The sequence below is a fragment of the Microcystis sp. T1-4 genome, assembly GCF_000297435.1.
In the GTDB taxonomy this organism is placed as follows: Bacteria; Cyanobacteriota; Cyanobacteriia; order Cyanobacteriales; family Microcystaceae; genus Microcystis.
On the sequence record NZ_CAIP01000150.1, the window covers coordinates 1 to 13850 of the forward strand.

At 45.2% G+C, this 13850-nt stretch carries 9 protein-coding genes and 1 pseudogene; 3 read left to right on the forward strand and 7 right to left on the reverse strand.

From position 1 onward, the window contains the following. The first annotated feature begins 410 nt into the window (after positions 1 to 410). Positions 411 to 1256: a DUF4214 domain-containing protein gene (locus MICAI_RS09070; protein ID WP_008200715.1), complete on the forward strand. Its 846-nt coding sequence runs from the start codon at positions 411 to 413 to the stop codon at positions 1254 to 1256. 211 nt (positions 1257 to 1467) lie between these two features. Here the strand turns inward: MICAI_RS09070 and MICAI_RS09075 are convergent, their stop codons facing one another. The 3 genes from MICAI_RS09075 to MICAI_RS09085 form a co-directional block, all read right to left on the reverse strand. Further along, positions 1468 to 2799 carry a glycosyltransferase family 1 protein gene (locus MICAI_RS09075; protein WP_157221740.1) on the reverse strand — a complete coding sequence of 444 codons (1332 nt, stop codon included), beginning with the start codon at positions 2797 to 2799 and terminating at the stop codon, positions 1468 to 1470. A 20-nt stretch (positions 2800 to 2819) separates the two neighbouring features. Beyond that, complete coding sequence (locus MICAI_RS09080) at positions 2820 to 3866, reverse strand: glycosyltransferase family 4 protein (RefSeq protein WP_008200719.1); 1047 nt, start codon at positions 3864 to 3866, stop codon at positions 2820 to 2822. A gap of 87 nt (positions 3867 to 3953) precedes the next feature. Next, positions 3954 to 5528, reverse strand: coding sequence for a class I SAM-dependent methyltransferase (locus MICAI_RS09085; protein ID WP_008200720.1), 1575 nt, complete (start codon positions 5526 to 5528; stop codon positions 3954 to 3956). A gap of 984 nt (positions 5529 to 6512) precedes the next feature. On the opposite strand from MICAI_RS09085, the gene MICAI_RS09090 reads away from it, so the two are divergent. Continuing rightward, a complete protein-coding gene (locus MICAI_RS09090; protein ID WP_008200722.1) occupies positions 6513 to 9002 on the forward strand; it encodes a DUF4214 domain-containing protein in 2490 nt (829 codons plus the stop codon). A 542-nt stretch (positions 9003 to 9544) separates the two neighbouring features. Here MICAI_RS09090 and MICAI_RS09095 read toward each other — a convergent pair. The 3 genes and pseudogenes from MICAI_RS09095 to MICAI_RS09100 all read right to left on the reverse strand — a co-directional run bounded on the left by MICAI_RS09095 (position 9545) and on the right by MICAI_RS09100 (position 11782). Further along, a complete protein-coding gene (locus MICAI_RS09095) occupies positions 9545 to 10468 on the reverse strand; it encodes a PhzF family phenazine biosynthesis protein (protein WP_008200724.1) in 924 nt (307 codons plus the stop codon). Between the two features lie 62 nt (positions 10469 to 10530). Continuing rightward, a pseudogene (locus MICAI_RS27655) lies at positions 10531 to 10656 on the reverse strand (IS4 family transposase); the annotation flags it as partial. A 196-nt stretch (positions 10657 to 10852) separates the two neighbouring features. Beyond that, positions 10853 to 11782: an NAD(P)H-dependent glycerol-3-phosphate dehydrogenase gene (locus MICAI_RS09100; RefSeq protein ID WP_008200726.1), complete on the reverse strand. Its 930-nt coding sequence runs from the start codon at positions 11780 to 11782 to the stop codon at positions 10853 to 10855. Positions 11783 to 12014: 232 nt separating this feature from the next. On the opposite strand from MICAI_RS09100, the gene MICAI_RS09105 reads away from it, so the two are divergent. Then, positions 12015 to 12446, forward strand: coding sequence for an NUDIX domain-containing protein (locus MICAI_RS09105; protein WP_008200727.1), 432 nt, complete (start codon positions 12015 to 12017; stop codon positions 12444 to 12446). A gap of 60 nt (positions 12447 to 12506) precedes the next feature. Here the strand turns inward: MICAI_RS09105 and MICAI_RS09110 are convergent, their stop codons facing one another. Then, complete coding sequence (locus MICAI_RS09110) at positions 12507 to 13724, reverse strand: ABC transporter permease (protein ID WP_008200729.1); 1218 nt, start codon at positions 13722 to 13724, stop codon at positions 12507 to 12509. Positions 13725 to 13850: the final 126 nt, after the last annotated feature.

Here is a 13850-nt window from a genome sequence, read left to right on the forward strand (position 1 = left end):
GTGTTCCAAGCAGGAACTCTTAAAGCGATTTCCCCCAGAAAAGTCGCGAGGAAATTGAAGCTATGTTTGGACTAAGTAGGGTTTGCTGAAAAAGTCCTAGGGTGGGGTCAGGCAGAAGGCTCCGAGGCAGGAGGCAAGGAGGCAGCAGTTTCAGGCTTCGTTGCCCTCCTTTTTCGTACCAGTTTTTGTACTAAAAGAAGGATAATGCAAGGTTTTTGAAAGTCCCAATCCTATTTTCTGGTACTAACATCGGATTTTAACAGGTCAAAAGCCTTATTTTAAAAGGGTTTTACCATCATTCAGCAAGCCCTAAGTATTTTTTTACTATGGTTTTTGGGGCAAATAACAAGTAGCATATGACAAGGTGCGCCCCAGAACCCCAGGTTTCTTAACAAAGGAGCTATCAAGCAATGGCAACTATCAATCCCCTAGATCTTAACACGGCAGTCGGTCTCTATGTGATTTACTTTGGTCGCTCGGCCTCCTATTCGGACCTCAATAATGCGGTTGCCGCCGGGCGAGCGGGGGTGACTAATGTTGATTTAGCAACTCAGTTTGGACAATCCCAGGAAGCCAAAACAAAATACCCCTTCTTGCAAAGTCCTCTTCGAGGAAATGTAGATGAGTTTATCAATCAAATTTATCAAAATATGTTCGACCGAGCGGCTGATGCCGAGGGTTTAGTCTTCTGGCGTCAGAAACTCTTGGCTGCGGGGGGGTCGTCGAGGCAGGTGGCTTTGTTTGTTCTTGAGGTTGCCCAGGGAGCTCAACCCGGGTCTGTGGACTTCACCACGCTTCAAAAGAAAGCTGATGTTGCTCTAAGTCAGGCTGTTCCCAGCGGCGATCCGCTAACTGGGACTAACACCAACTCGACAACAACAAGCGGGTCACAAGATTATTGGTCTTCATTGCTGGGATCTTCCTGGGTCAACGATGCCGTGAAATCAGCGAGAAATCGGGTAAATCCGGTGAACCAGGATTACGATCCGCTAACTGGGACTAACACCAACTCGACAACAACAAGTGGGTCACGAGGTTCTTGGTCTTCATTGCTGGGTTCTTCCTGGGTCAACGACACTATGGAATCAAGGAGAAATCAGGTAAACCAGAATTACAATTCTAGTGTCGATTACTATGCTGATGCGCTCAAGCGGGGAGTAGGGACATCCCGACCAGGGACAGATCTTAGTGGTTTGCCCAGGGGTCCGTTGGTAATGGATCCTATGATTGAGGCAGCACAGGGCCCATTGGGTTAGGGAAAAATAAAAGGTGTATTTATTGTTCCACTGGCAACTCCACTAGCCTGTTCTTTGAAAGGCGCTCCTAATAACCCCAGGTTTGCTAACGCTATCGGTGGTGTTTTTTGTCTTGGAATAGTCCATCCGTAGCATATAAGTATTTCTTATGTCGCCATATTAGGCACTTGAGGAATAAGGCACTACCTGTGAAAAATGAGCGAACCAAGGATTAATAGGTCAAGAAATGAACCGCTTTGGCTAGTCCCTGTAAAGTGGCTGTCGGGCAGTTTTCTGGTGTCCATTTCCGTATCTCTGGAACAGTTCTATCCATTAAATACTGCATTGTCGGGAAAAGAGGGGCCTTGAGAACCTCCTGAGCAAATTCAACAAGCTGTTCAGCACAGGTTTCGGGACTGTGGTGTTCTGCGAGACGGTTTCGACCAGCTATCCCAACAGACTTATAAGGGTCAGGATTATCAAGATAACCCTGGAGATGATAATGAATATCCTCCAGCTCATGGTCGAGGCGGATAGGAATTACCGTATCTGGAGATAAACCCTCATACCAGCCAACTGGGGTGACAAAGCTAGGCAAACTATGACTCCAAATGCGCAGTTGGCTCGCAGAGGCCTCACCCATTGTAGGGTAACGAAGGTTAAAAGCTAAATCAGCTTGATCTAGAGCTTGTTCTAGTTCTTCTTCTGGTACAAAGCCTCTGATTTGAACTAGCTCTGTGAGCTCTAGGTCTTGAATACGCTGTTGAATATAGTCGGCATCCCAGACTTGTCCGTAAATATCCAGACAGAATTCTGAGCGCCGAGGAAAACTAGCCAAGGCTTCCAAAATCACCTCTAACCTTCGGTTAGTTCCTAGGTAGCCAAAGACGATTAAACGATGTATTGTCTCGGAAATACGAGAGGTTGAAGAATGGGAATGACCTGTTGGGACAGCGTAGGGCAGAGGAATATAGCTAGTCGGTAAATAATTAATTCCCAGTAATTGCTGGTAGGCATAGCGGCTATGGCAAACGACTCCACGGGCATTGGCTAAGGCTAAAGGAGTTAGCGGAAATTTTTCTACGACAAATTTTTCAGAAATCTGGCCTTCCTCAAAAAGACGACCAATGATTTGAGCATCAGCCCCATAATAGTACAACATCTTATTTAAATAGTCTTCCCGCTGCTGATTACTACGATAAATACCAGTAAATAAACCTTGTAGCTTCAGATCATGTAAGATTACGAGTCCAGGGCAGCGTTGGCTAACCAGCCAAATGTCTTGATGAAACTCGTGGTTGTTGCCGATATTATAGACTATTAAATCCGTCTGACATAGTTTTGCCCAATCTAACTGCTCGGAATCATAAACATTAACCTTAGCTATCTGACTGATTGTCGGGTCAAAATCCTTGTCAGTTGTCCACAGTTCCAGATCACAGCGAGAAAGTAAGGCTGGTAGCAGACGCATTGTATAGTGGGCAATATCCGTTTTGGCTGGGAGCAAGGGGGAAAACCAACTTAACTTGAGCATTTGGGTAATAAGCGTAATAAATAGCGTCAAAACCTATGAGTATTAAAGGTTTATTTTAGTAATTTTTCTAACACGTTTGACCAGGTAATATCGAGACTTTGATAATAATCTAGAGCAGCCTTTCCTAGAGTTTTCGCCCATGAGCGATTTTCCCATAATTCGTCTAACGCTTTCGCTAAAGACGTTGGATTTGGCTCAGTAACCAAACCAGTTTGACGATCATGAATAAATTCTAAGGGGCCTCCGGAATCCCAACAAGTAATTACCGGTTTCGCCGCCAACATTCCCTCCAGAGTGACGTAGCCGTAATCTTCATCAAACGGGGGATAGATAACTGCGAGGGACTTAGCATAATAATCCAGTTTTTGTTCCACAGAAATGCAACCAGCTAAAGTTACTCGATCCTCTAAACCAAAATCTTGAATCATTTGCTCAACAGCCTTACGAAAGTTTCCATGGGACTGACCTGCGAAGATTACCTTGACCGGATAAGTTGTTTGAGCTAAAGCTTCTAAAACGAGGGTCTGACGTTTAATCTCGTTGAAGCGGCTGGGAAAGAAAAAATACCCTTCTTCTGGCTCGCAATAGAAACAGTCAGATTTTTGGGGTGGGTGATATAAGGGAAGAGAATCTATACCATTAAATTGCTTGAGACGGTTAGCAACATTGCGGGAATTACTAAAGATGGCATGAGATTCAGCAAAGGCGTGATTATCCGCTCGCTCAATACTTGACTTGATTTGCTGCCCGTTGGGGAGACGATATAAATCTCCAAATTGCGGATGATTCCACATTTCGTAGGCTTGACGATGTTGGTGCAAAATCCAGAGAACTTTACGGGGATGAGGAACTAGATAAGCAGGGAACTTCAACGCAATTACTCGGTCAATAACCCATCCTGCGAATTGGGATAGATCCAGAAGACGGCAAACCAACATACTGTCAAGGATTCGTTCCTGAGGATAAACCTGAAAAGGAATTGCCACAATTTCTGCCTCATGACCTGCTTTTTTCAGTTGTCTGAGGAGTTCTTCTGCATGAATTTCTGCCCCACCATGAATAAAAGGAGTCTGGGTCGTTACGATTAAAATACGCATTAGTGATTAGTACCTTAAAAATAGCTGTCACAGGTTCCGAGAAGTTTGAGTAAGCCTTTAGCTGTCGGGAAATCAAAGATGCGGTTTTTATCCGCCTCCCGTTGGTTTTAGACCGATAATAGCATAATCCTGGGGGCCATAGAAATACTCGTTGAGACGTTTGACTAAATCAGAATCACCAGGAAAGGGGGGATCCGGTGCAGGATGGAGATTCAGCACCTTTACCTGAGTAAACCCCGCATATTCGACTAGAAACTGACTAGTTGCCGATGGGAGCGGATTTAAGTGCGTGGGATCAAAATAAAATTTCCAACTTCCGACAATTAGATTGCTAGGATTGGGCGATTCAAAAATTACCATCCCGCCTGGCCGCAACACCCGATGGATCTCATCAATAAACTGTACTAATACGGGAAAAGGCAAATGCTCAATAATATGAAAGCCCGAAACTCCCCCAACGCTCTCTGCTGGTAGGCTTTGAAGATAAGCGATCGCATCTCCCCGTTCAGCCAGAAGTTGACGTTGTTGACAATAGTCAATCACCAGGGCATTACTATCTATGCCCTTGGCTTGATAGCCATTGACCTTCAACAATTCTAACCATTCTCCCCGGCCACAGCCCATATCTAAAACCAGATCCTCTCCACGACGGATACCGTAAGATTCCAGATAGGGTAGATAAACCGAGAGACGTTGGGCAATGTCTGCCTCAGTTCCCCGAAACTGCTCCTCAAAGGCCACATAGAGTGCGTCTAGGGATTGCCCTTCTTCAAGGACAAAGGTCTGAAGTTCTTGAGGCGTGAAGGGTTCAGGCAAACGATTTCTAGCCTCTTCCAGAAAGAGAGTTAAAAGGCGTTTTTGTTGCACTAAATCACTCCGCAAATAGTTCTCTTGACGGAGATAACGCTGGTCAATTTCAGTTACCCGTTGGGATACCGTCTCAATTTTGTCCTGAGTATCACTTCTAAAGTTCCAAATTTTCTCATCTAACTCCTGGCTATTCTGATACAGAGAGTCATGGATCTGTGAGATTTGGTTTTGGATAGCTTGTAATTGAGCAGTCTGCTGGTGGCTTTGAAGTTGGAGTTCTTGTAATTGAGCAGTCTGCTGGTGGCTTTGAAGTTGGAGTTCTTGTAATTGAGCAGTCTGCTGGTGGCTTTGACGTTGGAGTTCTCGGTCAAGGCTGAGCAAGTCCTCACGGGTTTGCTCCCGCAACAATCCAACCTGACCCAAGAGTTGTTCATTAAGAGCCAGGGAGTTTCTGAGAGCCGCAAACAGATTACTATTAACTTCTCGCTGGTCTCGAAAGAGCAGGTTGAAAATCTTGAGGATTAATACCTGAAATGGTCGAAATAAAATATAGGGAAAACGTCCTGCATTGCCTGGCAATTGACTCCTTACCCCAGAACGAGATTCGGCTAATGCTATGCAATCGAGAGTGCGCTCTCGTTGTTCCTTTAAGGCTTCAGTTTCTGTTTGACCTGAGGTGAGCAACCTCAAAGGAGATGGAGTAGGAGATCCTGGGGTTTCTCTAAAATCTTTTTGCCCCTGAGCCAGAGGTGAAGGCTGTTGCGTCTGCACCAAAGATGATCGCCACATTTCTCGGCGAAGTTGGCTGATAATAAACTCAACCGAAAATTTGTTCTCTGTTGTTTCTCGCATTGCTCTAAAAATATAGTGCCTTTATTTCAATTGGACTAAATAATCCGACTAATCTATCTGTCTGGGAGCCCAAGACATTTTATCATAGGGGTAGAACCAAAATATCGATATAATCCCCCGTTGTGCGATGGCTATGGTAATACTTCTCCAAGTCTATCAGGGAAAGCGAATGAAACTGACCGTCAACAAAATGTCCGATCTCTCGGCCAAGCTGTTCGTAATTTAAATTGCGTTAACTGAATCTCCCTTATTTGCTTCTTCTGGAGATCAGGGGAAAAATGGTCACTGTTTTCCATAATGGGCGCAAACCTTCATGGGTGTCAACTTAAGCAAGAAGCTTAATTATAAAGCCCACTTTCCGCACTTCTTAACATTCAATTGATAATTTTTACTAATATATTGCTTAAAATTGATCGCCCGTAGGGACTATAGCTACAATGATTAATTTTTATTAAGGTGAAGAATTGTAATTTTTTCTCAGAAAAAAATTAATTATTGAAAATGTTCTCAATAGTAGTTTCTACAATGAAGGTTTTTCCTCAAAACATCTTGGGGAATGTAAAAATATATAAAAGTATATGAAGATGTGCGAAATGTCGATGGGTATCGAACGCATCGTGACCAGGCCGCCGCAGGGATGGTATTGCATCGTGGACTAGAACGAGTAAGTAGCCAGTCTGGCGAAACAAAAGTGCCTGCCAAGTCGGTCTGTCGGGGGTCTATGAACTAGATAAGTGGCGTGGGGCAGCAATGCCTAACTGCCAGGTTGGGAAGCCTGCGCTGTACCCGTAGGGTCAGCGTCGGGAGAATGTCACCCGACAAAATTAAAGGCTTGTGCGTTGACAAACTGCTAAACTCCGATATACTGAGTACAGGATTGTAGGATAATTTGGTAAAATGAGTTGTCCATACTAATCTGTAATGTCTCAGCTAACATCAAACTGATGTTATTTGTTTTTTCGTTGAGGAGTTAACGAAACTGCTATGCCAACTGTCAATCCCCTAGATCTCAACACTTCGGTCGGCCTCTATGTCATCTACTTTGGCCGCGCCACCTCGTCTTCAGACCTCAACAATGCCGTTGCCGCTGGTCAGGCGGGGGTAACCAACGTTGATTTAGCGATCCAGTTTGGATCGTCCCAAGAAGCCAAAACAAAATACCCTTTCTTACAAAGCCCTCTCCTTGGCAATGTAGACGAGTTTATTAACCAAATTTATCAGAATATGTTTGCCCGGAACGCCGATGCTGACGGATTGGCTTTCTGGCGCACACAACTCCTAGCTGCCCAAGGTTCACCCCAGGCCGTTGCTTTATTTATTCTGGATGTTGCCCAAGGAGCCAAACCAGATTCTGATGACTTTAAGGCCCTTCAGAATAAAGCGGATGTAGCCCTAGATTTTTCTAAACAGGCCTTAAATAAAGGGGTCAACTTTGATTCTACCCTAGCTCAGTCCTCGGCCAGCAACATTGCCACCGTCAATTCTACTCAGGCCACCAGAGATGCCGCCATTGCACAGAATACCGTGATTATTGCTGGCTCTGGCGGTGGCGGTGGTCAAACCTTCGTCTTCACAACCGGACTTGATAATCTACCAGGTACGCCGGGTAACGATACCTTCAACGGAGACAACAGTGGCGGGGTTGCTCAGCAGACTGTTCAACTCGGCGATGTGGCCAACGGTGGCGAGGGAACGGACACCTTTAATTACTTTGGTCCTACCGATAATGTTCTACCGCAACTCTCCAACATCGAGAATGTTAACTTGATTCAGGGGCGTGCTGATACTCTCACCGCAACCGCAGCCTTTGATTTCTCAGCGGCAGCTGGCAAAGGTCTCAAGAGTGTAACCGTTGATACCCTCGTACTAGGTGCTGCCACTACGACCACGACCATTCAAGGAATTGGTGGGGTGGGGTTAACACTCAAAGGTAATTTTAACAGCAACAATCTAACTGCTAATTTTGGCAATTCGGCAACGGAAGCCCAGATTGGGACCAACGCAGTGAACAAAGGTGGCACGCTTACTGTGCAAGGGAATAAACTCACTACCCTCAATTTTACCGCCACGGGATCCAGTACGTTCACTAAGCTCGTTACTACTGCCCTCGATGCAGGAGCGGTCAACACAATCAAAGTCTCTGGTGATGGCAAATCTTTGAGTTTTTCCGATAATGTGGCGGTGGCGAACTCCATCAAAACCATTGATGCGTCAGGCTTAACGGCGGGCGGACTGACGGTAGCATTTGGAACTGGGATTACCTCTTTCAAAGGTGGTAAAGGCGATGACATCGTTCGTTCCAATACCCTTACTACCACAACAGACTCTGCCGTTGATGCCGGAGAAGGCACAAAAGATCGACTGATTGTTAATACCACCGCCGATGTGAACACGACGGCCAGGGCGAATGTTTATGCTAACTTCGAGGTGTTACAGTCTGATGGTCAGCAAGTAGATCTGGACTTGTTTGCCAAATCGCCTTTTGTCGCTCTCCGCTCTGCTGGTGCCTCGGTTTTCAACAACGTAACAGCCACTCAAGCTGGGGACGTGACGATCTTTGCTAATGCCACACCAACCTTTAACTTAAAAACAGCGACCGGAACTTCAGATACGCTCAATATTACCGTGAGCGATGGTCTAGAAGCTGTTAACAATCTTACCATTACGAACCTCACTGCTCCTAATGTTGAGATTCTCAAATTTACCACGACTGATAATACGACCGTAAACACTCTCCTTAATGCCCCGTCTGCCAGTACGATTACGGCAACAGGTGCGGGGACGTTTAATTTGACGACTGGTGCCCGAGAATTGGGAACCGGTTTCAGCATTGATGCGTCTGCGGTTACGGCTAACGTCACTATTGATGCCTCAGCAGGGACTGTGAACGGTGCAATTATCAAAGGGGCAAGCTCATCACCTGCGGCTGTCAACACATTAACTGGCTCCGCTCAAAATGACGGTATCACGGGCGGTAGTGGCTCCGACTTGTTACGGGGTAATGCGGGACAAGATACGTTGACCGGTGGGGCGGGAGTTGATCAATTTATCTACGGTGGCGGTTCTGCCAACAATAAAGGCACTGCTAATGTTGACCGCATCGCAGACTTTGCTGCTGGTGTGGGTGGAGATCAATTCAAATTTACAACCCGCGCAAACGAATTCCTCAATGGTCTTACCTTTAACGCTAATGCGACCGTCAACATCAACACGGCTCAGACCATTGGTACAGCCGCTGATATTAATGCTGTCTTTGCTGGTATTACTGCGATTACCGCCTCTACTAATGCCACACTGCAAACGGTTTTAGTGACCGTTTCTGCTGGTTCTGTTGCTGGAACTTACCTCTATGCGAACGATGGTGCTGGTGCGGTGAGCAATGCTGATGACTTCTTAGTCAACGTTTCGGGTATTACTGGAACTCTGAGTGTAACTCCTACCACAGGAAACTTTATCTTTGAGAATTTTGTCTAAATTCAGTCATAAAGAACCTTAATTGAACGCTCTTAATCTCGAAATAAGGGCGTTTTTTTTTGGTTATTTAGAGCCGGAAGATAGTCAAGAATAAATTAGACTAAATCCGGTTCTTCGTTACTTGGTATGGTTCGATAGGGGGGCATAAATCGACTGAATCCTTATTTGGCAAAAGATTTAATTGATTAGTTCGCTCTAGAGCGAAAACAGTTGACAAAAATCGCAGCAACCCCTGTCTCTATAGGGGTTTCATTCCTTATAACCCCGTCCATTGCATAAGACAAACCGAAGATCCCTAAATCCGGTTATTAAAAACTGATTATTTATTCCCCTTTTTGCATGAGTGCATGAGTAGAAAACGGGTTTCTCCGAGAAACCTGTTTTCTGTGCGTTGCTCAACGGATTTAGTATCAACAAAGATATCGTTATGCGGCCAATTATTTTATCGAAAAAGTAGGCAAAGAAATTAGTTATTGGAATGATGACCAAATCTCGGATTTAGAGTTAAAATCATTAGGGGAAACCATTCATTTTCTAACCAGCTAAAGTCTTTCCCCATCGGGAATTATCATCTTACCTTGGCAGACTAGAACTGATGCACCACCCACAGAAACTTCCGTAATTGACCGGTTATTTTTCTGAAACTTTAATTGTATGGTGCTTGGTCTGCCCATTTCCACCCCTTGGATTATTGTCCATTGATTCATCCCTTCCCTAGAAGATTCTAAAGCCCCTAGGTAGCCCGCCAAAGCGGCCACAGCCGAACCAGTGGCGGGATCTTCCATAACTCCCAAACCGGGGGCAAACATTCGGCCATAGAGACGAGATTGGGGTGATTCTGGGTCAAAACAGCAGACAAAAAGGGAATTAGCGGGGGATTGGCCTAATAATGATGACCAGAGACTTAGATTTAGTTTTATTCTCCCTAAAATATCGCGATTTTTGACGGGGATGAATAAAAAAGGAAGGCCACAGGAAAAGGCGCGGGGGGGATAACCAGGTAAGAAATCGGCAACGCTTAGGGAAAGAATCGCCGCTAAATCATCGAGAGCATAATTATCCGTCACTAATTCTGGCAATTGTGCCACTTTTAACTCACTATAGACCGGTTTTTCCCCCTCCATGAGAATTTTTACCGGTACTAAACCGACTCCTTCCTCCAGATAAATCGTGGTTTCTTGGTGGGGGGGAATAGCACCGATTAGGGCTAAAATATAGGCCGTGCCGACGGTAGGATGCCCTGCAAAGGGTAATTCGATACTGGGGGTGAAGATCCGGACTTTTTTGCTGCCTTGGTCTGTTTCTGGCGTAAAAACGAAGACTGTCTCTGAGAAGTTAAATTCGGCGGCGATTTTTTGCATCTGGGTGTGGGTTAATCCAGACGCTTCCGGAAAAACCGCCAGGGGATTACCGCCAAAAATGCGATCGCTAAAAACATCGGCGGTATAGTAGGAATAGGTAGGCACGCGGGGGATAGAGCAACAGTTATCGGAGAATTCTTTGATCTTACAACTATTTTCACCCGTGGATGAGATAGTCCCCAAGTCTGGCTGATATCATGTAACCTTCGCAGTCCCAACCAAATAGTTTTAACACCTGGTTCACCGTCGCCTTTTCTCGCTAAAAAACCCCCGAGAGAAGCCATCATTTTGACCCCTGAAGCTTGACAATAGGGTGAATTGCCCAAATCAGAGCCGGCACTTGCGGCGGCTAGATTGGCCGAGGCTTGTCATACACTTGTACTAAATGCCCAGCCAAGTTTTCCACAATACGGATTAATCTTTTCGGCTCTTCACTCCCCAACCCCCCACTGATTACTGTTTACTGCTTACTAAAAAATCTCTTGTCTCTTAATCAAATTCTGCTTTTAAATCCCGACGCATCAATTCATAAACGGCAACTTGGGGAGAAATTTCCCCGCGCAAAAGACAATCAACTTGACAGGTAATCGGTACATATAAATTTTTTTCTTGGGCAATTCTCATCAAAACTTCTGTGGTATTTATTCCCTCGGCAGTTCCCTCTAATTTCGCTAAAACTTCTGGCAAAGATAAACCTAAAGCTAATTGATAACCCACTTGATAATTGCGAGATAAAGGACTATTACAGGTGGCTAATAAATCCCCTAAACCCGATAAACCGAAGAAAGTTTCTTGACAACCTCCTAGACAAGTTCCCACCCGAACTATTTCCGGTAAAGCGCGAGTTAACAGGGCAGATTTAGCATTAGTACCTAACTGTAAACCATCACAAACCCCAGATGCGATCGCCATGACATTTTTAAGAGTGCCACCTAACTCTGTTCCCAAGGGATCGCTATTCAGATAAACCCGAAAAGATTCCCCAGATAATAATTTTTGTAACAATATTGCTGCTTTTTGCTGATAACTTGCTACCACCGTAGCGGCGGGTAAACCTTGATTAATTTCTTTAGCTAAATTGGGACCGGAAAGAACCACAAGGGGATGAGCGGGAAAAGCTTGATTCCACAGATGAAAGGGGGTACGAGTGGTGATTGGCTCTAATCCTTTAGTAGCGGTGACGATAATTATGCGAGAATTTAATTGTAATTGCTGTAATTTTTCGATCATTGGAACAACTCCTTTAATCGAAACGGCCGAAATAATTACGTCAGTATCTGCTATAATAGCCCCTAAATCTTCCCCGGTATGACGGGACCAAACCCTAACAGCTAAGTGATTACGTCTAGCCAAATTAGCCAGAGTTTGCCCCCAAATTCCCCCACCTATAACCGTAATTTTCTTGGCATTTTCTAACAACTTTTATTCTCCTCCTTATTAGTGATCCCTGATCAGTGACTGGTTAGAAATGATTCGATTGTAAGATTATGAGTGTTAAATGGAATTATTGACCGATTACTGATAAGTAGGTAGGTGTTAAGAGTTGTCAGACACCCCCCTTATCAAGGGGGGGCAGGGGGTATCAGAGGCAAAATCTATCTTCTATTTAATTATAACTACTTACTTAACTGTTCACTGATAACTGAAAAAAATGACAACCTATCGCAATCCTGCCCCTACTGTTGATATTATCATCGAACTGATCGACTCGCCCCACCGTCCGATCGTACTAATTGAGAGAAAAAATCCGCCCTTTGGCTGGGCAATTCCGGGGGGATTCGTGGACTACGGTGAGTCGGTGGAAACGGCGGCCATTCGGGAAGCTTACGAGGAAATCAGTTTAGAGGTGCAGTTAATCGAGCAATTTCACGTCTATTCCGATCCTAACCGCGATCCGCGTCAACACACCATTAGTATTGTTTTTATCGCCACGGCAAAAGGCAAACCGATTGCTGCCGATGATGCCAAAAAAGTGGGGATTTTTCATCTCTGGGAATTCCCCCAACCCTTATGCTTTGATCACGATCGCATTCTCAATGATTATCGTCGTTATCGGGATTATCAAATTCGTCCCACACATTAAACCCCAACTTAGCTATAAAAGCAATCCTTGCCAAAAACGTCCCCGAAAAAACTTAAAAAATTATACACTTCTGAGAGCGACAATCGGTTCCAATTTAGAGGCACGATAGGCGGGAAAAACGCCGAAAAAGAGACCAATACCCGTGGAAACGCTCAAAGACAGGGCGACGGCGCTGGCGGAAACAGTGGCAGCCAGGGGAGAGAAACTGGAGACGAGAACGATCGCTCCTGCACCGAAGAGAATACCAAACGCACCGCCGGCGATGGAAACGAGAGTTGATTCAATCAGAAATTGTAGGAGAATATCCTGTTCTCTGGCTCCGATCGCTTTTCTTAGTCCGATTTCCCCGGTTCTTTCCGAAACCGAAACGAGCATAATATTCATCACCCCGATACCCCCGACAATTAGGGAAATACCGGCGATTAGAGCCAAAAGTAGGGTTAGACCCTTGGTAATCGTGTCGAAGATTTCGATCATCTGTTTAGCAGTTTCGACGCGAAAATCATCCTCAGCGACGATTTTATGGCGTAAACGCAGAAGATTCTGGATTTGGAACTTAGCAGCGCGGATTTCCTCCCCCGATCGCGCAGTGAGACTAATCCAACTCAACTCGACACCGTAGGGTCCGGTTTTGCCCACCAGTTGCGAGTTCATGGTACTGAGGGGAATAATCAGCATTTCATCCTGATTACTGCCAAAAAAGGAGCCTTTCGCCTCTAAAATCCCGATCACCTCAAAACTGAGATTTTTGATCCGCAGCTGTTGACCGAGGGGATTTTGGGTGGGGAAAAGTTGCGCCGCCACTTCAGTGCCGATTACCGTTACCCGTTTGTTGCGGGCTAGATCGATATTATTGATAAAACGACCTTTTTCTAGGGTAAAATTGCGGACAGAAGCGTATTCTGAGGTGCTTCCCGTCACTAGAGCCGTCATGTTGCGATTACGATGGGAAATCAGGAAACGAGCGTTTATTTCCGGAGCGACTTCAGCGACGGTGGGAACCTGTTCAGCGATCGCTTGAGCATCGGCTAAAACTAAGGTTTTCGGTAAATCAACGGTGGTATTGCGTGCTTGTCGCGACCCCGGCACCACAAAAAGGGTATTGGGTCCCAAGTTAGCAAACTGGTCATTGGCTAAGGTTTGCGCCCCTTGGCCAATCCCGATCATGGCCACCACCGAAGCGTTACCGATGATAATTCCTAACATGGTCAGGCCGCTACGCACTTTATTAGCCCTTAGGGTGGAGACGGCCATTTTTAAACTTTCGACGATAAACATATCAGTTATCAGTTATCAGTTATCAGTTATCAGTTATCAGTTATCAGTTATCAGTTATCAGTTATCAGGTTTAAGTTTTAAGTTTTAAGTTTTAAGTTATTAGGTTTAAGTTTTCAATTTTGGTTC

Coding starts and splice junctions, on each gene's coding strand:
- MICAI_RS09070 (WP_008200715.1), top strand. CDS start 411: ATGGCAACTATCAATCCCCTAGATCTTAACACGGCAGTCGGTCTCTAT.
- MICAI_RS09080 (WP_008200719.1), bottom strand. CDS start 3,866: ATGCGTATTTTAATCGTAACGACCCAGACTCCTTTTATTCATGGTGGG.
- MICAI_RS09085 (WP_008200720.1), bottom strand. CDS start 5,528: ATGCGAGAAACAACAGAGAACAAATTTTCGGTTGAGTTTATTATCAGC.
- MICAI_RS09090 (WP_008200722.1), top strand. CDS start 6,513: ATGCCAACTGTCAATCCCCTAGATCTCAACACTTCGGTCGGCCTCTAT.
- MICAI_RS09105 (WP_008200727.1), top strand. CDS start 12,015: ATGACAACCTATCGCAATCCTGCCCCTACTGTTGATATTATCATCGAA.
- MICAI_RS09110 (WP_008200729.1), bottom strand. CDS start 13,724: ATGTTTATCGTCGAAAGTTTAAAAATGGCCGTCTCCACCCTAAGGGCT.